The organism is Paenibacillus sp. FSL M7-1414 (genome assembly GCF_038003195.1).
In the GTDB taxonomy this organism is placed as follows: domain Bacteria; phylum Bacillota; class Bacilli; order Paenibacillales; family Paenibacillaceae; genus Paenibacillus; species Paenibacillus amylolyticus.
On the sequence record NZ_JBBOOS010000001.1, the window covers coordinates 4,551,048 to 4,575,232 of the forward strand.

Below are 24,185 nucleotides of genomic sequence, written 5' to 3' on the forward strand. Positions count from 1 at the left end.
ATGAAGTTCATAGGAGTGGATCATAAGTAAAACTGGTACTCTGAGGATGGAAAAGCGTACTTCTCTACGTTCATTTCAGATGATTCTTCGTTAAATGAGAGCTATCACCCAATGGAAAGATTACATAATTCACGTGATATTACAGGCATTGGAAGCTTGCAGGCCTGACCTGCCTGCATGTACCTCCATCTGATCAGATGATTATTGATGATAACGCTTACAACATTTACCATAAAGCTGTGTCCTAGAGATTACATCTAACCAGCCGGCATGATCTATCTCATAGGTAACGGTCTGGTACACGGCTACCACATGCTCTTCATTCTATTCCCAATTAACCAAGGAGGTCTACGTAATGAAATTATTCCCATCCACATCTACTCATGTATCTGCACGATCTGCACGTTCTCTGAAAGAACGCTCCCTCAAATCCAAAATGGCCCATATCTGTCTGAGCGCCGCGTTCCCTCTATTATTGATTGGTGGTGGATCGGTTGGTGCTGAAGAGCTGATCGAGAGCAGCTTGCAAAATCCCTCTGAATCGGTGGCGACTTCGAATATCGCACTTGCTGCGGGTGATCTGTATGTGTCTCCTAACGGTTCAGCCAGCAATCCGGGTACGATCAACAGTCCAACGTCACTCGCTAACGCATTGACCCAGATCGCCCCAGGCAAGACCATCTATCTACGCGGCGGCAACTACACCTTCTCCCAGACCATTACCATTGAACGTGGCAACAGCGGCACATCGAGCCAACGTAAAAACCTGGTGGCGTATGGATCGGAAAAACCGGTCTTTGATTTCTCAGCCCAGGCCTTCGCTTCCACCAATCGTGGACTGCAAATGTTCGGAGACTACTGGTTCGTCAAAGGGCTTGAGGTGAAGGGTGCGGGCGATAACGGCATCTTCATCGGAGGCAGTTACAACCGTCTGGAGCAGATCGAAGCCCATCACAACCGGGATACGGGTATTCAGATGGGACGTTATGCTTCCACAGCCGCCAAGAGTGAATGGCCTGCATATAATGAAGTGATTCGTTCCTACTCCCACAATAACTATGACCCGGATGACGGCGAGGATGCAGACGGTTTTGCGGCCAAACTGACCGTAGGCCCGGGCAATGTCTTCGACGGTTGTATTGCGGCCTATAACGTGGACGATGGCTGGGATCTGTATAGCAAAACGGACACAGGCGCCATCGGCGCGGTTACGATCCGCAACAGCATCGCCTACGCCAATGGCGCAACCGCAGACGGCACTTCTACCTCCAACAGCGATGGTAACGGCTTCAAGCTGGGCGGCGAGAAGATTGCAGTGAATCATATCGTTGAGAACAGCATTGCGTTTAATAACAAAAAGCATGGCTTCACCTACAACAGCAATCCCGGTTCGATCCAGATGAAAAACAACACCTCCTGGAACAATGGGCAAAGCAACTTTGCCTTTGATGTAGGCACCCACATCTTCACCAACAACCTGTCCTTCCAAGGCGGCGCCAGCGACAAAACAAGCGGAACCGACGTCAGCAGCACCAACGTCTGGTGGAAGAACAAAAAAAGCGAGAACGCCAAAGGCCTGCTCGCCAGCGCAGCCGACTTTGTCTCCCTCGTGCCTTCGGTAACACGTAGCGCGGACGGAACGCCTGTCCTGGGCAATTTCCTCAAGCTTGCGGGTGGCAGTGATCTGATTGGCTCGGGTACGCCAGTGGGTAAGAATATAGGTGCGCGGTAAGTGGTAGATAATAAGATAAAAGAATAATTTAATAGCAAAGTCCCCTCTCCCATTCCAGCCTGATCGGTGGTAATGGAGGAGGGGATTTTTGAATTGCTGTGCATTGTCTGCCGCTGGCTTATGAAGTAGGTAAATACTCACGGTTTAGCTAAAACCTCAATGATGAGTCTGCCGCCTGTGCGAAAACCTTGCTCAAACGCTGCTTCCACATACATAGATGTGGATTGTCCGATTAAGTCGATCAGTTGCTCCAAAGCATCGTATTCTGTATCTGTGAGATTTGTTTTGTAGTTTTGCATCATGTCCGATATTTGACGATTGATCTCTTGATACTCAGCCTGCTCAGGATGAATCGACTCGTCCAACCGCAGATTCCCGTGAAACAAATCTTCGATCAGGTTTGACATGTTATCCTTCATGGTAAGGTCACCTCAGGAAAATTGTACATCAAGGGATGAGGTGAAATGCGGATTTAGCGGGAAAACCGCTAGTGTTTTTTGTGTTAAGAGGAAAATACATACCTTTATCTCATCTAACCTGCATCAAACAATATTATAAGGCCAAATCTGTCTAGGGTAATTGCTCACCAAGCTTATTGTAGAATCATGTATAATATTGTAAAGTAGAATTGTGTAATAGTAATTTCAACCTAAGAGCTATACTATTATCCTAGTGCATGAGCACTAGAACGGGGGTTATATGAAAAAACATATTTCCGAACTTCTTAACCATGCTAGAACTGGACATTCTCATTTTGAATTCGTGGATATCAATGTATTAGATGATCAAAAATTGTTTATCGACCCTTGTTTAATAGAAATTCAACAAGGACCTTGGTACAGCAACGCAACCAAATTGTTGGATGATTTTTTCAATAAATTTTATGAAGCGTATCGTAACAATGATACACCTAAAAAACTAGAGTTACTATCCTGCGCAAGAGAAATTAATTTTACAAAATTAGGTTATGGTAAGGGAGATAATGGTCACGGAAATACAGCAGAAGGTCTGCTAGTAACTTTTAAAAATCTGGAAAATTTGACTGTGAGTGTACCCTCTATTGCAAAAGCGATGGATTTACCTGTTACTATACCAGGTTTTAATGAAGATGGTCTTTCAGATATGATAACTAATATTCTGCATCTCCAAATGAATACATTTACTCTAGAACAACTAGCTATTAGAAATGTTCAGCCAAATTCAGAAGACACCTTTGATACGTGGAATTTCGTCTCATCATCATGGGAAAAAGTAACAGCCCCTTGCTATCGTTATGAAAATAACAAGATTCTATTAACTCCAAAAAATATCGTTAGAAAAAAGTATCACTTTGGTGCGAATCAATTTTTAATGCGTGTAATTCTAGAAAGGGCTAAAAAAGAAACCGCATATATTAACCCAAAAGGGAAAATTCGTTATCGGACCACCAAGAAAGAACTCAGATTTGCAATACCAAAAGAAGATCGTAACTGGAAATATAAATATATTAATGAAGAGTCAGAACGGGACCAGTCTTTTTTAACTGATTACCATGATGCCATCCCTTACTTGTACAGTAATAAAGCAATGACTGATGCAGAATTAGACAAATTTATTTACTAGTCAGAACTAAAGAACTAAGATGTAATGTCTAGTCTAAAACTGAAACAAAGGCTATTACCTAATGATTGATGGATTAAGAAACAACAGCCCCCACTGCTGAATACAGCTGTCGAGGGCTATTGTTTCTTATAGTGATAGCGAAGGTTCAAGCATTTCCATTAGTTAAGACCAATGCTTGACAAAGATCAACACAAAATAATTCTTGAATGCTTGTCAAGAGATTACATTATTAAATATTCTTTGTTAGTTGTATTTTAACTTTTCATCACATTATTATCTCTTATAAGCTAGTCAGTAGGCTTCTTATAGCACCAGTCCGGGTCATATGATAAAGATTTCAGTTTTTGTATGTCCTCCCGGCTGTTACCCAATCATTGTCCGCTAAGCTTCCTTTACTTAAAAGTGAATTAACCAGTTTCACAAAAACTTAATTTCATTAAATTCAATATTTTTAAGATATTCAAAAAAAAAAGGATTTAGAACAAAATGAAATTTGGTGCAGATTATAGTTTACATAAGCAGATTCGTAGTATTTAGCATTCAAGTTGATTGGAGGAAGATCATGAATATAGTAATTGAGAAGTTAAAAGTCACAGATATTGAAGACTTGTATGAATTCGAAATTGAAAACAGAATTTTTTTCGAGGAAATGGTACCGTCTCGAGGAGATGATTATTACATACCTGAGGTTTTTAAAGTAAGGAATGAATCTCTACTTGATGAACAAGTCAAAGGACTCTCCTTTTTTTATTTAATAAAAGACGAAAATAACTCGATTCTTGGAAGAATAAATTTAGTTGATATTGATGATTCCGATAAAATAGGATTTCTTGGCTATAGAGTGGGACAAATCCACACTGGAAAAGGTGTTGCTAAAAAAGCATTAAAATTATTACTCAATACAATAGTTGATTTAGATATAAAAGAAGTTAAGGCAAAAACAACCACCAACAATATAGCATCTCAAAAAGTTTTAGAGCAAAACAGATTCGAGCATATTGAAACTAGTGATAAAGAATTTGAAATGAATGGGCAAATGTTAAAATTCATTACTTATAAATGGACAAATAAATCATTATTCTAATCACCAATCGGACGCGACTGTTTAAGCTGAAGATCATAAGCCAAATTCCTCGTTTAAGATACTGAGGGGTTAGGCTTTTTTTGTCTTTTAAGATCTATTTTTGATAAGTAATAGAATTAATTTATAAACTTGACTCGTGCGGATGATTAGGTGTACTATATGTTTGTATAAATGGAATATATTACAATTTAAATATTTATTTTGGAATCTTATATTTTCAAGATGGGTATCAGGTCTTACCATAAATAAGATATCAATGCGTATAAATGAGTTTTACATTTTGTCTGCAACACATAATCATTGGCAGGCATTCATTTTACATATACATTCCTACTTCATAGAGTTTTCTAGCCTGTAGAGTTCTACCTCCTTAATTTCTTTTTCAGTAAAGAAAAAAGGGAAGAACCATTTTCATAAGAGAGGAGGGCAAGAGGCTTTAAGCTGCAAGCAGGTCTATTTGTCGTAACCGCATGTTTTTGTAAAAGAATACCCATATCAAGAAAGGTGGAATTTATTGCTATGAGAAAATTGATTAGTTTAGCTCTTATTCTTGTTCTAATGCTTTCATTTAATGTAGCTGCCTATGCAGACGGTGATGTGACTCAAGCCAAACCTATGACAAAGGAAGAAATTATTAATTCCAAAGAATTCCGTGAAGCTGTGAAAGCGGCTAAGGCTGAATTTGAATCGCAGAAGGCAGATAATGCGGGTGGTCCAGTTCTGTTTGCGCCTGCTCCGAAAGTATCTCACATTAATGTATATGGTGTCGTATCTCCGAATGGCGGCCAAGAAATTTACGGCTTCAATAACAACCCGCTCTCCACGACCAATGATCATGGTGGGGCTTGGATTCAGTGTATTACTTTCCAGATCGGTTATGACAGCAGTCACTACGGCACACTCGCCGGCAATACAATGACTAACAACTGGTCTGAAGCTATTGATCTGGACGGTGACCGTGTCGTAGATGCTTGGGCCTATTCTTGGGTTTATGAAGCGCCTACTACAGGCGGACAATTTGTAGGAACGGTCTATTCCATTAATATTCCAACACAGTGGACCGCTTGGATTAATGTTCGTTAACAGGAAGGATGTAATATGAATATTGGAGGAATTGGCTATCCTGGTTCTATCCTGAGGAATACGGGAAATAAGCCCAAAAGCTCATCAGCTTTGGACATGGATTTAATTCTTGATCAGGCGCAGGGATATACATCCCCTGCGTCTTTTCTCATTGTGACCTTAAAGGGCCGACTTTGTATAGGAACCCACCGTTGCACAGCAGGCTACTTGCCCTCTGCTTGTATGAATACATAAGTACTCTCGTCGGATCTTTCTTCTGAAAAAGCGAAATTCAACCGATCAAAGTTTCTTACATCTTCCACATCTGTAATCTTACGCTCTGCCAGGTACCGTACCATCTCACCTCTGGCCATCTTGGCCCAGGTTGCCTTTTCAACAAGCTTCCCATTGACCATTTGTCCGAATACACATGTAATGAACCGGGTTTCCTCACTCAGAAAAGGCAAAATATTTTTGCTATACTCTTTGGAAGCCAGATTTAGGATGTAGTTGCTTTCTGATTGAAGCTGATCTGCGAGTTTGCTACCCCAGAATTGATAGAGCGATTTGAAGCCTGGACCTTGCAACTTGCCCTGCATCTCCAACCGATAAGGGGTAACCCCCTCCAAAGGCCGTAACATGCCATAAAAACCGGATAATATGCGTAAATGCTGCTGAAGATACGCCAGTTCCTCATTTTGAAAAACACCTGGAGCCATATACTGATACTGAATGCCCTCATAGGCATAGATTGCTGGTGTCAGATTTGCTTTTATATTCATATTCTGAATCCGCTCCACGTTCTGTTCGGCGATTGCATCGTTACACTTCCACATCGCTTTGAGTTCGTCATAGGATAACTTTTGAAGCAGACTCAATAGCTGTTCTGACTCGTTTATAAACTGCGGTATCTGTGCGATAGCCATAAGATCGGTATCAATCTTCATCTTTTTAGCTGGTGATATGATAATTCTCATCGTGCTGATCCATCCTTAATCTACCGTTGTTTTTGTCGTTATCCATTGTACAGGATTGGACAGACGAATCCAATGCTATGGTTTAACTAAATCCCTCATAGTACCTCTGAAAAGACTCAAAATGAACAAGTCAGCCCACGATTGGACCGGCTTGTTCATTAGAATTCAACACATTCAATTGGTGAGAAAGCAAGGGATGCATTTCAAACCGCTATTAGGGAGATACGCTCCCCCCGCCGCTATTTTGCTCAGTTTTTGTAGTCGGCAATTGAATCATTGGCGTATTTGACCCACTTACATATGGAAGGGCTCCATCCCATTTCTTGATGGTTTCATATTCAACGAGTTGACTCGATAATGATTGTTGAAGCTCTTTATTTGCTTTAGCCTGACCTTCTGCTTCGATCAATAGTTTGTCTGCATTACCTTGCGCTTCCACGCGCTTACGATCTGCTTCTTTCTTGGCGATCTCAAGTTCAGTCGTTTTACGTTCAAGTTCTTGAGAAGCTTCGACACGCTTATCGATTGCTTCCTGAGTCTTGGCGTCAGGTTGAGGAACACCTACGGTAACGTTGGATACAATAAAGCCTAACTCTTTAACGTCATCAGAAAAACGTTGTTGCACGTCTACTCCTGCTTCGGATGACTTTTCACCATACACATCAATGACTGTAAATTTAGAAATACCCTTACGAGCTGCGTCACGGAAACGTGTTTTGAGATATGTATCCTCAATTTCTTGAATGCTAATTGGCCCAAATGTATTAAAGATAGAAGATACTTTACTTGGTTCTACTTGGTAGTTGTAAGCAAAATCGATTGTGATGTTTTTCCCGTCAGAAGTAGCAATCTGAATATCTCTGTATTCCACCGTTTGAATTCGGATCGGATATTTCGTCACTTTATCAAACGCTCCAACGAGTTTCCACCCTTGACTCAGTGTGCTATCTTTTACGCCTCCATTTGGTGAATAAACGACACCAACATATCCATTAGGAATTCGTGTTAAAAAGAAGGTCACCATTAGCACTCCCACTATAATAACTAATGCAACCGCAATTGCCCCTACCCTAAACGTCTTTGAATTTTTCATCACCATTCTCCTCTTGTTTGAATTTATTGTATTTCTTCAAAATTCTACTACCTATTTTATTGAATAGCGGGAACATTAATGCCCATAGAATAAATGCTAGGATAAAAATTAAAATGATTCCCCCAATAAATGGCATATTTGTCCTCCCCTCTATGGATGTAACCGAGTACAAATTTATAAATGGTAACTAATTATATCCTCCTTTATATATACTTTGTAAATTCGTATTAGGTTTCAAGGATATTCCGCGCTTGAACTACTATTAGGTAAAGTAGAGAAGAGAAAGGTGGATGAATGGGCGTCCAGTAACCAGTTATTCCTATCAAGAAAGTGATCATCAATTCATCGGCGTATTATTGATTGATTAGGCCATAGTTGCACCCATTGCTTTTCTCTGTAGGTGTATACAACTTCCTGTGGATTGTCCTTTAATTTGACGACTACAGGATACTGTGACATTTTACTGCGACGAGCAGCGATGCTAATGATATCATCTTCATCCATACTCTTTTCAACGATTAAATACGTTTCTTAAACCATCTTCAAGCTCCTTCATATCCTTTTTATATGAGCCGTACCATGTGAAAGAAGCTATGACAACTAATATAAGTACAATCAGTGATCCTTTTAGAAACTTCAATTCTATCGGCCAAAAAGAAAAAACCTTAAGGACATTGCCCCAAGGTTTAAGCGTAGGAAATTATACATGTTCATTATAAGAAATAGACTCAAATAATTGACCAAATACAGGTATTAGTTTAGTTACATACCAATTTACGTCAGTTATTTTGTTATAACTTTCTACATCAAGGACTTTTCGATTGATATCAGGACTCATAAGTATGGTACCATTCTCTTCAATTAAAAATGTTCCCCCTACATCAGTATCTTTCCAAGTCATTGCCACTCCAATTAATTCTCTTTGATTATCCTTTATGACTAAAATCTTTAGTAACTCCTCTAGAGGAATTGATTCACACTGCCAATTAAAGTTATCATCGTCTCCAATTGGTAGATAAGTTACTTTTCCTTGATCGTTATAAGACCAACCGAAATCTTCGAGTTTGCGAAGAATAGTCATTCTTGAGATTTGCTTTGATAAACTTATTTCAATGGATATTGAAACAGTCATGCAAAATCCCCCTTATCTTTAATCTAAAAATTCCTTGAATCCAATCCCTTTTTTAGTTAGCCAATCTTTGATCTGCTGAGGTATTTTCGTGTTTGAATACAAGTAATTTATAAACTGCGGCATCTGCGCGATAGCCATAAGATCGGTGTCGATCTTCATCTTTTTAGCTGGTGATATGATAATTCTCATCGTGCTAATCCATCCTTAATCTCCGTTTTTTTTGTCGTTATCCATTGTTCAGGATTGGACAGGCGAATCCAATGGTGAAGCATAATATCTTCTTTTGTCTTAGTAAGTATGATTGCTTTATTCATTCGGATCAGGCATCAGCTGAATCCATTCATCTGTATAGTTGTAGATATATTCCTGGGGATTGTCCTTGAATTTGACGACAACAGGATACATCGGCATTTTGCTGCGACGAGCGGTGATGCTTATAATCGTATTCCCATCTATTCCTTTCTCGGCGGTTAAATATGTTCTCAATTCATCCTCCAGCTTCTTCATGTCACTCTTATAAGAGCCATACCATGAAAAAGAAGCAATGACCACTACTACCATTATAACTAATGAGGTCTTTAGCAACTTCATTTTACTCACCCTAACTTTAATTTATATTCTAATGATCCGAAATTCACCAAACTGATTGAACCCGCTTATTTGGAATAGGCCCTTGCTACTAGATCAGATCAAAACTTGTCAATATGTTATTACCTGAAGTTGGGTCGATATTCTCATGAGTCACCATGATCTGTTTTGTTATGATTATAAATAAAATGCATTTAAATTAATAGGGTCTAAGAGAAAGGGTGTCGCTTCTTATGTTTATTGTTCAACTACTGCTCGCTCTCGCACTTTTGGGCGGTTCAGACAGCTCCACTGATGCCACATCTACACAACTGGAATTCATCCGTTACAGCCTCACCCTGCTTATTCTGAACTTGTCTTGGAATCCGGTTTAAAGCCTTTCCGTTCTGAACTAACATACAAAGGACTTAAACCAGACTATAATCAATTTGAGCAGGCCGCTAAAATTCTTCAGGACAAGCTTTTGGAAAGCGCACTACCACCACTTCTATCCAAATCCGGAGATACAGGTACATTTGATTACGGCGGACAATTAAAATTGTTAAAAACTGTCCCTCTGAAGCAAAGTATTGAATTAGGGCCTTTAACTATTCATATGATGGATGCTCAATTATTAGAGGTTAGTGATATTCCAGATGATACCCGTAAAAACATTTCTATTCTGAATCAAGAAGATATCGGTCCTGATATAACTTATATCAAAATCATCTACAGTGTGGAAAATACAACGGATCAAAATATCGGATTTTACGGTTTGAATTCCATCCATCCAAACACAGGTAAACCTATCTCAGCAGATCGTAATTTTATGAGAAAACCCTATGTTTATCATCAATATGACGGCGTAGTCATAGATAACATGGGCTATGGTTTAGTATATACAGATGACCCCGGCCAGCTGGAATCCATTGAATTGGTTTTCAATAGAATCTATGACTATGACACTGGAGAAACCATTGTAGAGCCTACTTCATTAAATATCCCTTTCACGTTCCAGAAGTAATATTAAACTTATATTTGCTTCAATTTTAAGATACCATTTTTCCACGATATAATAATTATTAAACCCCGGCCATGTACCTGCAGATGAGCAGCATACAGCCGGGGTTCCTTGTTGTATTAAGAAAATACATTTGTTCTATCTATAAACTCAAACTATCTTTATCTCGTAAAATCATGCTGCCCAATGGTCAGCAGTGTCGGCCTGCTCTTACTCCACACCGAAGTGGCAATCTTCGGATTGTAATAATACAGTGCTCCGTTCGTCGGATCAGCCCCATTCAATGCCTTGCGAGCAGCTCTGTAAGAGGTCTGGGTTGGCTTGGTATTAAACTGCCCATCATCTATAGCCGTGAATTGCCCTTTCTGAAAAATAACCTTCGAAATAGACGACGGGAATTCACTCGAATGTACCCGATTCAACACAACCGCTCCTACAGCGACTTGCCCTTCAAAAGACTCCCCGCGCGCTTCACCGTGGATCAGCTTCGCCAACTGGCGCAGCGTCTCGCCCTCGGCTTTGGCCTTTTTGTTCAGCCTATTCAGCGTCGCTGGACCTGCAACGCCGTCTGCACTCAGTCCCTGCGCCTGCTGGAACTTGCGGACAGCACCTTTGGTGATGGTACCGTAATATCCAGTCATTCCAGCATCGAAGTAGCCCAGATCGCTTAATTGCTCCTGCAATTGCAGCACATGCTCGCTACGAACGCCCTGTTCCAGCTTCTGTGCTCCCGCAGAAGGAGCTGCCACGGTCAAGCCCAGAGTCAATGCGCAGGCACCGAGAAGCATACTGACCCGCCCTGCTCTTTTGCCAGCCGTGTTCCCCTTCCCATGAGTGACTTTCCGACTGACAGTGATAGGCTCCATGTTGTCAGCAATCGTTAACAGATCTAACCCCTCATTCGTGCTATCAACTGTAGTGCGTTCATTACTGTTCATATGGCTAACCACCTTCATCTCTTTCATCTCACTCACGCTATCTAATTCAATTATCATATTCTTTTCATTCATTTCATTCGGTTGATCCATTCCAATATTGTTCTTCATCATTCCATTAACCTCCACTTTTCTGAATCCAGATCCCACATCTTTCTCCTGAATCCTCACGGTTGGACATCCCGAGTGTCATTATAGGATATAGAAAAAATGAAGTCTATCGGACTGATGACGCAGTGAAAAAACCGATGCTGAACATAACAAAAAGAGGCATGAGCCCATGGTCACACCATGGTCATGCCCCTTCTTGTATCAACCATATACCGCTTGTCCAACCCGTTATTTCCGTAGGCAGGCAGACCCGTACAAAAGTTGCGTTGTATTTATTGACAATTACTCAGCAAGTTCCTGACCCTTCGTTTCCCGGCCCCAGAACAGTACAGCCGCTGCGCCAATGAGGATTGTCACGAAGAAAATCGTGAAAATCAGGCTGATTGCCACTTCACGCTGAACAAGCATGCCGACCATTAATGGAGCAATCACCCCACCGATTCGGCCAACCGATGTGGCAAGTCCAACACCTGTCGAACGAACGGAAGTCGGATACAATTCCGGGCTGTAGGCGTACAGACCACCCCAAGCTCCCAGATTGAAGAAGGAAAGACAGATTCCTGCGGTCAGGATCGTGGCTTCCGTTGTAGCCAATCCAAACGCAATCGCACTGAATGCAGTCAAGGTAAGGTACACAACCAGTACGAACTTGCGCCCGTAACGTTCAATGAAGTACGCCGCGGTGAAGTAACCTGGCAACTGTGCGATCGTCATGATCAGCACGTATTGGAAGCTTTTAACCAACGTGAATCCTTTTGCCATTACAACCGAAGGCAGCCACAGGAACATACCATAATAAGAGAAAATGACGGTAAACCACAAAATCCAGAGCATCAACGTTGTACGGCGATGTGGTGCTGACCAGACGGTAGCCACTTTTTCGCGGAACGTGATTTTATGAAGCTTGGTATGATTCTTGTACCGTGGCGGGTCCTGAATGGCACGACGCAGATACAGTGCATAGAACGCCGGAAGCGCACCAATGGCAAAGGCAATTCTCCATCCGTACTCCGGGATAACAAAGTTGGCAATGAGTGCTGATACAATCCAGCCCCCTGCCCAGAAACTTTCCAATAATACAACGGCACGTCCCCGTTCCGCTGTTGGCATCGACTCCGATACCAGTGTAGATGCCACGGGCAGCTCTCCGCCAAGTCCAATACCTGCAACCAGACGCAGTGCACACAATACGGCAAATCCAGTCGCCAGTGCAGACAGACCGCTTGCAATCGTAAAGATTAACAAGGTCCACATCAGAATGGCCTTCCGTCCAAAACGGTCCGCAAGTGCACCTGCAAGCAAAGCACCGAGCGCCATACCGATCGAGTTAATACTCGTAAGCACGCCAACTTGTCCCGGACTGAGACTCCATTCCTTGGCGAGTGCAGCCACGATAAAGGAGATCATACCAACTTCCATCGCATCAAACAGCCAACTCATGCCGGCACTGAACAGCAGCTTGCGCTGCTTGGGATTCCGCAATACTTCCAGTTTGCTCATCACTTATAGCTCCCTTGATCTCTATGTAGTCATTCTGACACTAAATCATTATTATGCAGAATGCTCCAGAAATCAATGCAAAATAAGCTTTTCCCTCCGATTCCTGCGATACCTCACCCCTTGAGTGAACCCGCTGTCAGACCTGCTACAAAGTAACGCTGGAGTAGAAGGAACAACGCGATCATCGGAATGGCCGTTACCAGCACACCTGTAAGCATCATCGGATAGTTCGTCACGTATTCCCCGCGGAACTGCATAAGCGCGAGAGGTAAAGTGAGCTTGGACTTACTGCTGAGCATCAGCATCGGAATAAGCAAGTCATTCCATACCATGACGAGCAGGAACGTAGCCGTTGCCGCCAGCGAAGGTGCAGCCAGTGGCAGTGCAATTCGCGTATAAAGTCTCCATTCGCTTGCTCCATCCATACTGCCCGCTTCCAGAATCTCCGAATTGAGCATGCGCATGAAACCTGTCAGCATAAATACAGAGACAGGCATCAGCATCGCGGCAGAGACCACAATCAATCCCGTGAGACTGTCCGACCAGCCGAGGGTACGCGTAAGGGAATAGATCGGCAGCATACTCACCTGGGAAGGAACGATCAACCCTGCTACGAACAGAGCAAACACGATTTTTCCTACACTGCCGCCCCAGCGGACAATGGCGTAAGCAATCATGCTACTCAGCAACAACTCAATTGCAACCGTACCAAGCGTCACGACCAGACTGTTTCCGAAATATTGCCACATCGGCTGATTGCGGAACATGCCGGTGATGTTATCCCATGTAAACGGGTCCGGCCAGCTGAATGGACTGGTGAAGAAGTTGCTGCTTGTTTTGAACGAAGATACAAATACAAAGTACAGCGGCACCAGAATCAGCAGCGCGTACACTAATAGGATCAGGCGATTGAACCATTTTAAAAACATGTGAACTCCCTTCTGCCTCGGTTGCAGGATGAATGATCCAGCATTAACCTCAATAGCTTACCCGGTCAGCTCGTAGCGCCTTGAACTGCAACAGCGTCAAGAGCGCGAGCAACACCAGGAAGATCATGGAACCGGCAGAAGCCAGACCAAATGAATAGCTGCCAAAGGCGGTATGATAGATATATGTTGTCAAAATTTCAGTTGCATAGTTCGGGCCTCCGTCCGTCATTGTGAAAATGAGGTCAAATGCCTTGAACGACTGAATGGTCGTATAAGCCACAACAATCGTTGCCGAAGGTGCCAGCAGCGGCCAGGTCACGGTACGGAATACCTGCCATTTACTACCGCCATCCATACGAGCCGCTTCATACAGTTCTGCCGGAATCCCTTGCAGACCTGCGATAAATACAATCATCATCTGACCAGCATGGGCCCAGACTTGCACCGCAGCGATGGAATAGATGGCGATCTTGGGATCACCAATCCAGTTGCGAGCGATGCTGCTCATCCCGGCCTCATTCAGTCCATAGTTGATCAATCCAATGGATGGATCATACATAAATGCCCAGATCAGCCCAACCGATACGGAGGACAGAATCGCAGGCAGGAAATACAGTGCCCGAAGCACAATTCGTGTCTTGGTATTGCGTACCAAGAGCAGGGCCAGGACAAGTGAAATAAAGGTTTGTGCAATAACAACCGTTAACATGAACTCCACGTTGTTGCCAAAAGCTTTGCGGAATACGATGCTGCTGAGACTGTCCTTGTAATTATCCAGCCCTACAAATGCATACGACGGGGATACCCCGTCCCAATCCGTAAAGGAGTAGAACAGCCCCGTCAATGTAGGAAATACGAACAATCCAACGTACAGCAGCAACCCGGGGATCAGAAACAGGGATAGCTGAAGACGGTTTTTCATCGTTTATTTCCCGATATGCTGATCAATGATCGCTTGTGCCTGCTGTGCTGCTTCTTCTGGAGAAGTGCCGCTCAGTACAGCCTGAATGGAGTTGGTTACTGCTTTTTGATTATCTCCGTTCAGGATGGTGAACCGTGGCTGGAACACGGTCTTTTTGGTTGCCCATTCTCCGGCTACCTGAAGCTCAGGCGTATCGTACTTCACATCATTCACCGTTACATTTTGTCCCGTTTGGTTGGCATAGTCACTCGCTACATCGGGTTTGCTAAGGAATTCGAGGAACTTCTTCGCTTCTTCCGGATGTTTTGACTTGCTGTTCACCGCGAGCATGAACGTAGTAGTATGCACTCCTTCATACTTCGCTTGATCTGCACTTACTGTAATCGGTGCAAGCAGTTTTTGCTCCAGATTAGGATTCTGCTGCTTGTTCTGTGCCAATTGATATGATCCACTTGCCAGCATCGCTGCTTTCTCTTGGATAAACAGTGCGCCCGCCGCAGGGTCTTTCGTACCCAGTGCATCCTGTTGGAAGTAACCTTTATCGTTCAGTTCCTTGATTTGAGTCAATGTTTTCACCCAAAACTCATCCGTCAGTTTGGCTTCGCCAGCTTCTACTTTGGTAAAAATGTCGTCACTCGGTGCATTGTTCATCACCATCGTATTCATGAATTGCCCTGGGCCAATGTCCGCTCCGGCAAAGGCAATCGGAATGATACCATTGTCTTTCAGCTTCTGGCAAAGTGCCAGGAAGCCTTCCCAATCGGTTGGTGGCGTCAAGCCGTATTGTTCAAACAGTTTTACGTTATAGATTGGATCGTTATATACGAGTTGATACGGAATCGCATATTGCTTGCCATCGTGCTGTCCTGATTCAATCAGCTTTGAATTGTAGGCCGACAGAAACGATGATCCGGTCAGATCCGTGAACAAGCCGGCTTTGGTGAAAGCTTCGAACTGTGCACCTGGGAAGGAGGCAAATACATCTCCTACCGAACCGTCACTGATTTTGGATTGTACGGTGGATTGGTATTGATCGGAGGGCAGTGTCTGCATCTCCACGTTGATGTTCGGGTTTTCTTTTTCAAATGCGTCAATAGTCTTGTTGAGTGCTTCGGAATCTTCTCCACGCCAGTGCATGAAGCTGATCGTAACTTTACCTGAACCCGAGGAGCCGTTCTCTCCAGATGACGCGTTATCCCCGCCGCCGCAAGCTGAAAGCAGGATGGACATCACCAGCATACTGACAAGCGGCAGGATCAATTTTTTATTTTTTTTCATGAAAGACGACCTCCTGAGGATGATTAATGTAAGTTGCACGAAAGTTTTTACACGGGGCACTCCGAGTGCAGTACCATCTTCCGATCGCTGTTATCCCCGGATTTTTTGAATCATTTTTCTCAATGGTTAAAATCCTTGGATAAAGGCAAGATGATGCTTACGAAGTAGCTTTCTTTCAGAAAGCTTTTAGCTTCGCTTCTTCAGATCGGTTCTGTCCTCTCCGTTTTCGTATAAAAAGATTAGTTAAACTTACTTAGTTAGTAGTAACTTGATGCTGTTTCTGTCTTGTTTTCCATTTCTCGCGAATGATCGGCATCACAGTCCGGCCGAAAATTTCGGCCTCTTCCAGATGCGGGTAACCGGACAGAATGAAAGTCGTAACGCCGAGATCTCCATATTCCATCAAACGCTCTGCGACCTGTTCGGCTGTACCTACAATGAGGATCGCACCGCCGGAACGCACAACGGACAAGCCTGTCCACAGGTTAGGACCTACAACAAACTGTTGCTTCTCGGACAGCTCCCGTAGCTCGTTCTGTCTGCGTTGGTTGGTTGCATCCGTCTCTGCAAAAGCGGCTTTGGCTTTCTCAATCGCTTCTGGTGGTACTTTGCTAATAATCTCCCAAGCTGCTGCCCATGCTTCTTCCTCGGTATCCCGAATGAGTACCTGAGCACGCATGCCGTAACGGAGCTGACGATCTTGTCCGGTCTCCTCTTTCACCTGCTGTCGGATGACCTCAATCTCTTCAATCTGCTCCTGAATCCAGTCATGAGGCTCACCCCACATGAGGAACGTATCCGCATGTTCTACGGCGACCTTCTTCGCTATCGGAGAACTTCCTCCCAGATAAAATGGTGGATGTGGATTTTGCACCGTCTCCGGCATGCCTACCGGTCCTTTGAAATTATAATACTGGCCGTTGAATTCAGGATTGGGATCACTGGGTGCATCTGCGCCAGATTTTGAACCACTTCCTGCAAACTCCGTCAGATTCAGTCCCGTCGATTGGGTCCATGAACGCTTCATGACTTCCATATACTCGCTCGCCCGCACATACCGTTCATCATGCGCATGTGCCAATGGATCGCCGAGTTCCTCCAGATCGCGAACAGAACTGCCTGTCACCACATTGATCATGGCGCGACCACCAGAGAGCTGATCCAGTGCGGCTCCCATTCGTGCAGCGAGTACAGGTGTAACCAATCCCGGGCGAATGGCGACAAGGGGACGCAATGTCTTCGTGTGACTCATCACAGCCGAGCCAACCACCCACGCGTCCAGACAGGCTCCCCCTGTCGGAATCAGTACAAATTCGAATCCTGCCTTCTCCGCCGTCTGTGCCACATCGACCAGATACTCCAGACTCGGTTCCCGCTCCGGGGCAACCCCTACATACTTACCATCCCCTGCTGTAGGTAAAAACCATCCAAACTTCATTTCTTCCTGTTCGCTCACATAAGTCAATCCCTTCTATGAATAAATAAAGTCTCATGTTAAAAAAAAGATCACTGTTCTGCAACTTGGCCGTTCCGGTTACGAATCGTTCTTACGATCACTGTTATCTCCAGATTTTTTGATCCCCTTTTCTAAGGGGAAATCCGGAGATAAAGGTGAACACTACGTTTCTTCAGAATCGATTTCGTCCCCTCCACTACGTTTGCACTGGTTGAAATTGATTTTTAAAGTGTGCCTAATTTCTAATTCATTTTCAAAGTAAACATCCAAATGCCGATTAATTAACTTGGTTTAATAGGTATGGACATCATAACAATTGATTTGTCTGTGAGCAATGTCATTTCGCGGTAATTTCATTTTGTCATTTTGTGGTCTTTTCTCAGATTTAGGTCTTCCTGATCTTGAATATATATAAAACCCACCTGTATAATAGGTTTAAATACGTGTTCAAAAAGTCTGGTTTTCAGTACCGAGAAGATCGAATGAAGCTAGAAATGGAGTAGCGGAGCGTAGGAAAACTACGTGAGCAACCACAATGTTTCCAAAGGAAACCTACTTCGTAAGCCTCCCGCTTATTTCGGCTGAATTTCAGCTTCGATGTTGATAATGCCACTAGGCATGATTCGTAATCAAAAGTGGACTTTTTGAACTACATCTGTAAGCGAAACTTTTGGAATGTACAAACGATACTTATACAATAAAGAGGTGTTCCTGATGACCGAGAGCATGAAGGAGGACCACCATGAGTTTTTGGATATTATTTTCTTCACTCCATCTGAATTCGAGAAAGCTGGTGGCGCCTGGCCGATCCGCATCGGCCGTAATATAGCCAAGACCAACTATCATATTGGCCCGCGCACTACACCTTATTATTATTTGCTATTTGTGCTGGAGGGGGAAGGTACATTCATACAGAACGGACAGCGTCACGCCCTTCGTGCCAGGGATGCGTTCTGTCTGTTTCCACATGTTACCCATGAGTACTGGACGGACCCCGAGGATACGTTGCAGAAAATATTTATTGCCTTTGATGGTGCACATGCAGCCGAACTGCTTTCCCGAATTGGACTTACACCCGACTCACCATACCGTTCAGGTGTACTTACCCCGGAGACTGCAAGTGCCATGCGCTCATTCATGGAGGATGTTCGCAAACCGCAGGACGGAGCGAGTGATCTGGGACGACTCACCCGGTTTCTAACTCTATTCGACCGGATTGCCCGCTCCCCCGCAACCAAAGGATTGCAACCGGATTCAGCTACACCTTGGCTCCAGAAAGGCAAGGAATACATGGACATTCATTTTGCAGGCGGCATCTCCGTGGAAGGTGTGTCCGCTCATGCGGGTGTGGATCGAACCCATTTTGCCAAACAGTTCCGCAAAGCCTATGGTCTGTCCCCTGTGCAATATATCCAGCAATTGAAAATGACCCAAGCCAAACGTCTACTCGTGCAGACGCCGCTAAGCTTAACTGAAGTGGCTCATTCGGTAGGTTACCCGGACTTGTTCTCCTTCTCTAAAGCGTTCAAAAAGCAAGTTGGTCTGCCGCCCAATCGCTATCGCACAGCGGAGAGCACGAAAGAATGAGGGAGCGACTTTCCCTCCTCAGCCTATACTCCATGCCTCATGCACCACGCCTTGTGTGCTGTGTGTAAGATGTTGCCTCTACCAAAGTACAACGGACTCCTGAGTTTCATATCCTGCACATCATAGTGCTGCCAAACCCATTACGAAATCCACCACCAAAAAGGCAAGCCCCATCTACCCGGGACTTGCCTTCTTTCTATACTATAGTCTTGACTACACGTACTACCTGAAACTAGAAACTTTTTTACGTTGACCTAACGCTATTCCTTCTTTTCATCCTTGCGCGCAAGCGGAATACCGTTCTCCTTGGCATACCATGCTTCATAATGATGCACAGCCACACCTGCAAAAGAAGAATGAGAGGTACCGAGATCAAACACCTTTGCCATCTCTTCATTCATATTGCTAACCGGTTTACGGAAAAAGGTCAGGTGATCCCCCTCGTGTGTATCCGCGAGTTCCGCTCCGATCCAGACTTTCTTGCCGAGATCATCCGCTTCGTCCAGTTCTTCCTTGGACAGATCATACATCTGCTGCCCACTATCCCGGTAAGCCATAATGGCCACCGCATCAAAGTGGGAGATCACCCAGCGACTGAATGTACCTCCTTCAGCCGACTGACGGGCATCAAGCCAGAACGGAATGGCAGCGCTCATGTACAGTCCGGCATCCTCGCCGGCTTTTGTCCAGGCCTTCATGTTGTTCTGCCACTCTGCAATGACGCTGCTCTCCTCGTTCTCCCAGCGCTTCAGCTGATACGGCTCCACATCCAGTTGAATACCTTGGAAGCGTTCATTCTTCGCCGAAGCCGCATTGTATGCTCGTACTCGCTCGATAAAAGCAAGCCCTTCATCACGCTTCTCCTCATAGGCCCAGTCTGCATGACCGTTAAGTCCATGCACTTCAATCTCAGCCTGTCGGGCAGCCGCAATGAATTTGCGGTATGTTGCGTCAGGCAACTCATCCTGGATTTGCAGGAAGATGGTATCGACGCCCTGTTCTTTGGAGAAAGCAATAATCTCAGGTGTCTGCTCTGCAATAATGGACGCGTCCCACAGCCAGGTCGCTTTGTGTTCCTCTGCCGAGAACCATTTGAACATCCAGGACAGAAGCAGCAGGCACAACACCACAGCCAGAATGGCCCATTTCGCCATACCCACCAGTTTGCCCCGTTGCCTCATATATTTCCTCAGACGAGCAACGCTTCACTTGGCTCAAGCACAGGATGCTGTACCGAGTGACCAATCTTGTAGATATGCGGATGTGTGTATGAACGGAACGCATTACGTGTATCCAGAATCGGTACACCCATCTCGGCAATATCAAAGTAAGGCAAATCGCTGTGGTTGGTGATCAGCACGATGCAATCGTACTTCTTGAACTGCTCCAGATTGAACGCTTCGCTGTGTACGGTCTCGCCATGCTTATCCTGGAAGGAATCCGCATGTGGATCGTAGTAGCTAACGTTAGCTCCACTTTCCTTGAACAGTTCATATACTTCCAGTCCTGGTGATTCACGCAGGTCGGCAATATTCGGCTTGTACGACATGCCAAGGAGCAGAATATTGGATTTACGTACAGATTTAGCGTATTCGTTCAGAATCGTTGACGTTTTGTTCAATACATAATACGGCATGTTGTCATTGGTGGATTGCGCCAGCTCAATGAATTTGCTATAGAAACGGAAGCCTTTGGCCTTCCATGACAGGTACATCGGATCAAGTGGAATGCAGTGTCCACCGATGCCTGGGCCTGGATAGAATGGCATGAAACCAAATGGTTTCGTCGCCGCCGCGTCAATAACTTCCCAGATATCGATGCCCATGCGGTCACACATCATCGCCATTTCATTTACAAAGGCAATGTTCACACTGCGGAATGTGTTCTCCAGCAGTTTGGACATCTCAGCCACTTTTGGTGAAGATACCGGTACTACGGTTTCTACATATTTTCCATATAGCGCTGTTCCGAGCTTCAAGCAAGCTTCAGTTGTGCCACCGATTACTTTCGGCGTATTAAATGTTGTGAAACGTCCGTTCGACGGGTCCACACGCTCAGGCGAGAAGCAGAGGAAATAGTCTTTACCTGCTTCTTGTCCGATCTTGTCCAGCTGCTGCTGGATCAGTTCTTCGGTTGTACCTGGATAAGTGGTGCTCTCCAGCGTAATCAGCATGCCTGGTTTCATGTGCAGTTTGATCTGATCTACAACGGTCTCGATGTAAGACGTATCCGGGTCCTGATTCTCACTAAGCGGTGTCGGTACGCAGATACTGAGTGCGTCAATCACGCGCAGCATACTGTAATCTGTCGTTGGCTGGAAACGACCGCTTTGCATTACTTTTTTCAACTCATCGGACGAAATATCGTGAATATAGGAATCTCCTTGATAGATACTTTCTACTTTGGACGCATCCAAATCAATTCCGATTACCGTGAAACCTTGATTGACCATTTCCACGGCAAGTGGAAGTCCTACGTAACCGAGCCCGACGACGCCGAGTACAGCTTCTTTATTTTCAATCGCATTCAGTAATGTGTGGAATTGTTGATTCTCCATGATATTCCCTCCGGGCAGTGTATTTGGTGGTGCTTAAAATCCATATAAATAGATGAGTGTCTGTGCTCTAAATGTTGCTCTAATCTATCTGATTCATAGTGTAAAAAAAGCTCTTACTTTGCACTTCACACAATCAGCTTATTCAAGCCGTCTTCTAATGCAGGCAGCGTCTGATTCGGGCATCCAGCTCTACAGGTGAGAACGGTTTGGTCATGTAATCATCGACTCCGCTGCGGAAACATTGACTAATCGTCTGCTCGACACGTTGTTCGGTCAACACGACAATTTTGGGTGGCTGCTCCATCTCCAGATTCTGAATATGATGGATGAACGGCAGACCATCGATGCCATACAAATTCAGTTCGGTGAGCACCAGATCTGGTGTGACTTTCTCGATCAACTCCAGTGCAGCCAGTCCATCAACGGCTTCATAGGTTTCGTATCCCTGCATCTTCAACCGCAATTGCAGGAATTCGCGTACCGTCGGATCGTTGTCCACAATCAAAATTCGTTCCGGCTCGTCCGCCGTATTGTCCAGCGTGTAGATATGAATCTCCGACGAATCTATGAGCTTCGAGGATTCAGCCATATGTTGAATGGTTGCCTTCGAAGGGCGCTCCCCTTCCGGAAAACTGGCCAGTGTAATCTGTGGATCGGCACCGGGCACAGTCTCTTGCAACTCATGTTTGATCCGAAGTCCTTCATAATGAACTTCATCCAGTGACAACCCTGGCAGCAGGACGGCAATCGCCTGGGTAGCCCCATCCTTCCACACCTGGAAGGCAGACTCACTCGTTTGCTCCAGATGTGTCCTGACCTGCTGCTCAGGTTGAGAGTTTCCTGCACAATGGATGAACATTAAGCCGCATGTTTCGGCACCCGTTTCCTTCAATCCCTGTTCTACACTTCGGTACACATTAACGGCAGCCTCACGCTGCAATGTCGCCGTATTTGGCATGTTCTTTTCCACCCTTCTCCTCGATTATCTATATAAGTCCAAAAAATATTATTTACACTGACACTCCGATGACAGAACAGCCTTTCGATCACTGTTATTCCCAGATTTGTTGATTCCTTTATACAAGGGGAAATCCGGGAATAAGCGTATGCTTTCGATGCAGCTTTCTTTCGGAAAGCTTTTAGGCGCACGCTTCGCTTCTTCAGGCTTTTTCTGCCCTCTCCGTTATCGTGTAAATGTCTAGTTGGACATATAATTGCTTTGATTATTCTTTAATCAAGCGGCTTCGCTTGTTTTCTTCTCATCCTCGGACCAGCTTTGACGTGTCATGGTACCCCATGAGTTGTTGTTTTGCATGAACTGCACATGTCCCTGCAACCTCCACAATACGCCGAGCTGGTGGTAACCCACGAATTTCAGCGCGGAGTAGACCAGCATTTTGACCAGATCGGAGAGTTTGTTGTAACGCTTGAAAGCAATCTCCTCCAGGACAAGTGCGCCTACACTCAGCAGATAACCACTCACAAAGTTCAGCAGTCCGAACAGAACCAGAATCGGCCATTGCGTCATATCCAGAAGGACATATCCAGCGAGAGCCAGAAGTCCGGTAATCCGGAAATACGGGTTGAGCGCTTCAAAAAGGACGTTATATGGCATGGTCACCATACCCATAACCTTATATTTCGGATTGAACAACATGCCACGATTCTCGATCATGTTCTTCAGATTCCCGCGGCCCCAGCGCTTACGCTGACTGGACAAGATCCGGTAGGAATCCGGTGCCTGCGTCCAACATACGGCCTCAGGGCAGAAGGCAATGCGATATTTCAATTTGTTTTCCAGCATGTAACGGTGAAGTTTGATGATGATGTTCATGTCTTCCCCAGGATAACCATCCCGGTATCCACCTACGGCGATAACAGCGTCCTTACGGAACATACCGAAGGCACCGGAGACAATGATCAGACCGTTCATGTGACTCCAGCCAATCCGTCCGCCCAGGAAGGCTTTGAGATATTCAATCGACTGGAACATGGGCCAGATCTTGCGTGGCAGCGATACATCTTGCACTGCCCCGTTTTCAATTTTGCAGCCATTGGCGATCCTTACATCTCCACCGATGGCTACCGTCTCTTCCGGATTCTCCATATACATGCGTGCCATGCGGATCAGGGCATCCTTCTCCAGCAAAGAATCGGCATCGATGGATGAGATTAGCGGATAATGAGACAGGTTGATCCCGGCATTGAGGGAATCGGCCTTACCGCCGTTTTCTTTGTCAATGACATACAGATCCGGGAACTCTGGATTATGGTAGATCCCACGAATTTTCTGACAGGCGATCTTGCCCCGAATCTTCGTATTGGGTACTGGCTTCAGACGATATTCTTTCAACAGGATATTCAGTGTCGCATCACTGGAGCCATCATTCACAACAATGACTTCATACGTTGGATAATTCAGCGTCATCAGGCAGTTCACATTTTCAATAATCGTCAGTTCCTCGTTGTATGCCGGTACCAGCAGAGAAACGGAAGGTACCAGTTCCGAGCCTGACAATGTATTGTATTTGGAATAATGCGACCGCCGGAAGATCGTCCAGATGTTACGGAACGATAAGGCCAGAATGGAGAAGTAGAGCGTATTTACAAAAACAACATAGTAGATTGCGACCATGCCGT

General features: G+C 44.7%; 23 protein-coding genes. 7 read left to right on the plus strand and 16 right to left on the minus strand.

The window, feature by feature from the left end; genetic code table 11:
• Nucleotides 1-355: 355 nt before the first annotated feature.
• Nucleotides 356-1,732: a right-handed parallel beta-helix repeat-containing protein gene (locus tag MHH92_RS19790; RefSeq protein ID WP_340905797.1), complete on the plus strand. Its 1,377-nt coding sequence runs from the start codon at nt 356-358 to the stop codon at nt 1,730-1,732.
• Nucleotides 1,733-1,869: 137 nt separating this feature from the next.
• On the opposite strand, the gene MHH92_RS19795 is transcribed toward MHH92_RS19790, so the two are convergent.
• Nucleotides 1,870-2,151 (minus strand): DUF6809 family protein, encoded by a 282-nt coding sequence (locus tag MHH92_RS19795; protein WP_340905799.1) that lies wholly within the window; start codon nt 2,149-2,151, stop codon nt 1,870-1,872.
• Between the two features lie 280 nt (nt 2,152-2,431).
• Here MHH92_RS19795 and MHH92_RS19800 point away from each other — a divergent pair, with 280 nt between their 5' ends.
• From MHH92_RS19800 to MHH92_RS19810, 3 genes are all read left to right on the plus strand, one after another.
• Nucleotides 2,432-3,334: a hypothetical protein gene (locus MHH92_RS19800; RefSeq protein ID WP_036674941.1), complete on the plus strand. Its 903-nt coding sequence runs from the start codon at nt 2,432-2,434 to the stop codon at nt 3,332-3,334.
• A gap of 562 nt (nt 3,335-3,896) precedes the next feature.
• Nucleotides 3,897-4,418 carry a GNAT family N-acetyltransferase gene (locus tag MHH92_RS19805; RefSeq protein WP_340905801.1) on the plus strand — a complete coding sequence of 174 codons (522 nt, stop codon included), beginning with the start codon at nt 3,897-3,899 and terminating at the stop codon, nt 4,416-4,418.
• 519 nt (nt 4,419-4,937) lie between these two features.
• Nucleotides 4,938-5,501 (plus strand): DUF4879 domain-containing protein, encoded by a 564-nt coding sequence (locus MHH92_RS19810; RefSeq protein ID WP_036614488.1) that lies wholly within the window; start codon nt 4,938-4,940, stop codon nt 5,499-5,501.
• A 203-nt stretch (nt 5,502-5,704) separates the two neighbouring features.
• Here the strand turns inward: MHH92_RS19810 and yaaA are convergent, their stop codons facing one another.
• The 5 genes from yaaA to MHH92_RS30635 all read right to left on the minus strand — a co-directional run bounded on the left by yaaA (nt 5,705) and on the right by MHH92_RS30635 (nt 9,168).
• Entirely contained in the window at nt 5,705-6,457 is a 753-nt protein-coding gene (gene yaaA, locus MHH92_RS19815; protein ID WP_340905805.1) for a peroxide stress protein YaaA, read from the minus strand.
• A gap of 214 nt (nt 6,458-6,671) precedes the next feature.
• On the minus strand, nt 6,672-7,550 hold the full coding sequence (locus MHH92_RS19820) for a prohibitin family protein (RefSeq protein WP_083669817.1): 879 nt from the start codon (nt 7,548-7,550) through the stop codon (nt 6,672-6,674).
• Complete coding sequence (locus MHH92_RS19825; protein ID WP_338587828.1) at nt 7,528-7,686, minus strand: hypothetical protein; 159 nt, start codon at nt 7,684-7,686, stop codon at nt 7,528-7,530. The genes MHH92_RS19820 and MHH92_RS19825 overlap by 23 nt, the downstream gene beginning before the upstream one ends.
• A 564-nt stretch (nt 7,687-8,250) precedes the next feature.
• Nucleotides 8,251-8,682, minus strand: coding sequence for a hypothetical protein (locus MHH92_RS19830; RefSeq protein WP_340905810.1), 432 nt, complete (start codon nt 8,680-8,682; stop codon nt 8,251-8,253).
• Nucleotides 8,683-8,988: 306 nt separating this feature from the next.
• Nucleotides 8,989-9,168, minus strand: a complete 180-nt coding sequence (locus MHH92_RS30635; RefSeq protein ID WP_445744677.1) for a hypothetical protein — start codon at nt 9,166-9,168, stop codon at nt 8,989-8,991.
• A gap of 335 nt (nt 9,169-9,503) precedes the next feature.
• Here MHH92_RS30635 and MHH92_RS19840 point away from each other — a divergent pair, with 335 nt between their 5' ends.
• Together MHH92_RS19840 and MHH92_RS19845 are read left to right on the plus strand one after the other, a co-directional pair.
• The gene (locus MHH92_RS19840) at nt 9,504-9,644 is read left to right on the plus strand and encodes a hypothetical protein (RefSeq protein WP_340905814.1); all 141 of its coding nucleotides are present in this window, start codon (nt 9,504-9,506) and stop codon (nt 9,642-9,644) included.
• Nucleotides 9,629-10,273 (plus strand): hypothetical protein, encoded by a 645-nt coding sequence (locus tag MHH92_RS19845; RefSeq protein ID WP_340905816.1) that lies wholly within the window; start codon nt 9,629-9,631, stop codon nt 10,271-10,273. Before MHH92_RS19840 ends, MHH92_RS19845 begins: the two co-directional genes overlap by 16 nt.
• 158 nt (nt 10,274-10,431) lie before the next feature.
• On the opposite strand, the gene MHH92_RS19850 is transcribed toward MHH92_RS19845, so the two are convergent.
• The 6 genes from MHH92_RS19850 to MHH92_RS19875 all read right to left on the minus strand — a co-directional run bounded on the left by MHH92_RS19850 (nt 10,432) and on the right by MHH92_RS19875 (nt 17,383).
• Nucleotides 10,432-11,319, minus strand: a complete 888-nt coding sequence (locus MHH92_RS19850; protein ID WP_340905818.1) for a cell wall hydrolase — start codon at nt 11,317-11,319, stop codon at nt 10,432-10,434.
• A 279-nt stretch (nt 11,320-11,598) separates the two neighbouring features.
• The gene (locus tag MHH92_RS19855) at nt 11,599-12,816 is read right to left on the minus strand and encodes an MFS transporter (protein ID WP_339186573.1); all 1,218 of its coding nucleotides are present in this window, start codon (nt 12,814-12,816) and stop codon (nt 11,599-11,601) included.
• A gap of 113 nt (nt 12,817-12,929) precedes the next feature.
• Nucleotides 12,930-13,745, minus strand: coding sequence for a carbohydrate ABC transporter permease (locus MHH92_RS19860; RefSeq protein WP_036674932.1), 816 nt, complete (start codon nt 13,743-13,745; stop codon nt 12,930-12,932).
• 49 nt (nt 13,746-13,794) lie between these two features.
• The gene (locus MHH92_RS19865; RefSeq protein WP_017687487.1) at nt 13,795-14,667 is read right to left on the minus strand and encodes a carbohydrate ABC transporter permease; all 873 of its coding nucleotides are present in this window, start codon (nt 14,665-14,667) and stop codon (nt 13,795-13,797) included.
• A 3-nt stretch (nt 14,668-14,670) separates the two neighbouring features.
• Nucleotides 14,671-15,945, minus strand: coding sequence for an ABC transporter substrate-binding protein (locus MHH92_RS19870; protein WP_101313602.1), 1,275 nt, complete (start codon nt 15,943-15,945; stop codon nt 14,671-14,673).
• 253 nt (nt 15,946-16,198) lie between these two features.
• Nucleotides 16,199-17,383 (minus strand): LLM class flavin-dependent oxidoreductase, encoded by a 1,185-nt coding sequence (locus MHH92_RS19875; RefSeq protein ID WP_100527640.1) that lies wholly within the window; start codon nt 17,381-17,383, stop codon nt 16,199-16,201.
• Nucleotides 17,384-18,115: 732 nt separating this feature from the next.
• On the opposite strand from MHH92_RS19875, the gene MHH92_RS19880 reads away from it, so the two are divergent.
• On the plus strand, nt 18,116-18,988 hold the full coding sequence (locus tag MHH92_RS19880; protein WP_036674928.1) for a helix-turn-helix transcriptional regulator: 873 nt from the start codon (nt 18,116-18,118) through the stop codon (nt 18,986-18,988).
• A gap of 260 nt (nt 18,989-19,248) precedes the next feature.
• On the opposite strand, the gene MHH92_RS19885 is transcribed toward MHH92_RS19880, so the two are convergent.
• From MHH92_RS19885 to MHH92_RS19900, 4 genes are all read right to left on the minus strand, one after another.
• Nucleotides 19,249-20,169, minus strand: a complete 921-nt coding sequence (locus MHH92_RS19885; RefSeq protein ID WP_076328015.1) for a hypothetical protein — start codon at nt 20,167-20,169, stop codon at nt 19,249-19,251.
• Nucleotides 20,170-20,177: 8 nt separating this feature from the next.
• Nucleotides 20,178-21,545, minus strand: coding sequence for a nucleotide sugar dehydrogenase (locus tag MHH92_RS19890; RefSeq protein WP_036674926.1), 1,368 nt, complete (start codon nt 21,543-21,545; stop codon nt 20,178-20,180).
• A gap of 154 nt (nt 21,546-21,699) precedes the next feature.
• Nucleotides 21,700-22,503, minus strand: a complete 804-nt coding sequence (locus MHH92_RS19895) for a response regulator transcription factor (protein WP_340905823.1) — start codon at nt 22,501-22,503, stop codon at nt 21,700-21,702.
• 276 nt (nt 22,504-22,779) lie between these two features.
• Nucleotides 22,780-24,180, minus strand: a complete 1,401-nt coding sequence (locus MHH92_RS19900) for a glycosyltransferase family 2 protein (RefSeq protein WP_179088526.1) — start codon at nt 24,178-24,180, stop codon at nt 22,780-22,782.
• Between the last annotated feature and the right edge of the window lie 5 nt (nt 24,181-24,185).

What these genes read in the sequence shown, in the direction of transcription:
- MHH92_RS19790 (WP_340905797.1), top strand. Translation starts at nt 356, where the DNA reads ATGAAATTATTCCCATCCACATCTACTCATGTATCTGCACGATCTGCA.
- MHH92_RS19795 (WP_340905799.1), bottom strand. Translation starts at nt 2,151, where the DNA reads ATGAAGGATAACATGTCAAACCTGATCGAAGATTTGTTTCACGGGAAT.
- MHH92_RS19800 (WP_036674941.1), top strand. Translation starts at nt 2,432, where the DNA reads ATGAAAAAACATATTTCCGAACTTCTTAACCATGCTAGAACTGGACAT.
- MHH92_RS19805 (WP_340905801.1), top strand. Translation starts at nt 3,897, where the DNA reads ATGAATATAGTAATTGAGAAGTTAAAAGTCACAGATATTGAAGACTTG.
- MHH92_RS19810 (WP_036614488.1), top strand. Translation starts at nt 4,938, where the DNA reads ATGAGAAAATTGATTAGTTTAGCTCTTATTCTTGTTCTAATGCTTTCA.
- yaaA (WP_340905805.1), bottom strand. Translation starts at nt 6,457, where the DNA reads ATGAGAATTATCATATCACCAGCTAAAAAGATGAAGATTGATACCGAT.
- MHH92_RS19820 (WP_083669817.1), bottom strand. Translation starts at nt 7,550, where the DNA reads ATGAAAAATTCAAAGACGTTTAGGGTAGGGGCAATTGCGGTTGCATTA.
- MHH92_RS19825 (WP_338587828.1), bottom strand. Translation starts at nt 7,686, where the DNA reads ATGCCATTTATTGGGGGAATCATTTTAATTTTTATCCTAGCATTTATT.
- MHH92_RS19830 (WP_340905810.1), bottom strand. Translation starts at nt 8,682, where the DNA reads ATGACTGTTTCAATATCCATTGAAATAAGTTTATCAAAGCAAATCTCA.
- MHH92_RS19840 (WP_340905814.1), top strand. Translation starts at nt 9,504, where the DNA reads ATGTTTATTGTTCAACTACTGCTCGCTCTCGCACTTTTGGGCGGTTCA.
- MHH92_RS19850 (WP_340905818.1), bottom strand. Translation starts at nt 11,319, where the DNA reads ATGATGAAGAACAATATTGGAATGGATCAACCGAATGAAATGAATGAA.
- MHH92_RS19855 (WP_339186573.1), bottom strand. Translation starts at nt 12,816, where the DNA reads ATGAGCAAACTGGAAGTATTGCGGAATCCCAAGCAGCGCAAGCTGCTG.
- MHH92_RS19860 (WP_036674932.1), bottom strand. Translation starts at nt 13,745, where the DNA reads ATGTTTTTAAAATGGTTCAATCGCCTGATCCTATTAGTGTACGCGCTG.
- MHH92_RS19865 (WP_017687487.1), bottom strand. Translation starts at nt 14,667, where the DNA reads ATGAAAAACCGTCTTCAGCTATCCCTGTTTCTGATCCCCGGGTTGCTG.
- MHH92_RS19870 (WP_101313602.1), bottom strand. Translation starts at nt 15,945, where the DNA reads ATGAAAAAAAATAAAAAATTGATCCTGCCGCTTGTCAGTATGCTGGTG.
- MHH92_RS19875 (WP_100527640.1), bottom strand. Translation starts at nt 17,383, where the DNA reads ATGAAGTTTGGATGGTTTTTACCTACAGCAGGGGATGGTAAGTATGTA.
- MHH92_RS19880 (WP_036674928.1), top strand. Translation starts at nt 18,116, where the DNA reads ATGACCGAGAGCATGAAGGAGGACCACCATGAGTTTTTGGATATTATT.
- MHH92_RS19885 (WP_076328015.1), bottom strand. Translation starts at nt 20,169, where the DNA reads ATGAGGCAACGGGGCAAACTGGTGGGTATGGCGAAATGGGCCATTCTG.
- MHH92_RS19890 (WP_036674926.1), bottom strand. Translation starts at nt 21,545, where the DNA reads ATGGAGAATCAACAATTCCACACATTACTGAATGCGATTGAAAATAAA.
- MHH92_RS19895 (WP_340905823.1), bottom strand. Translation starts at nt 22,503, where the DNA reads ATGCCAAATACGGCGACATTGCAGCGTGAGGCTGCCGTTAATGTGTAC.
- MHH92_RS19900 (WP_179088526.1), bottom strand. Translation starts at nt 24,180, where the DNA reads ATGGTCGCAATCTACTATGTTGTTTTTGTAAATACGCTCTACTTCTCC.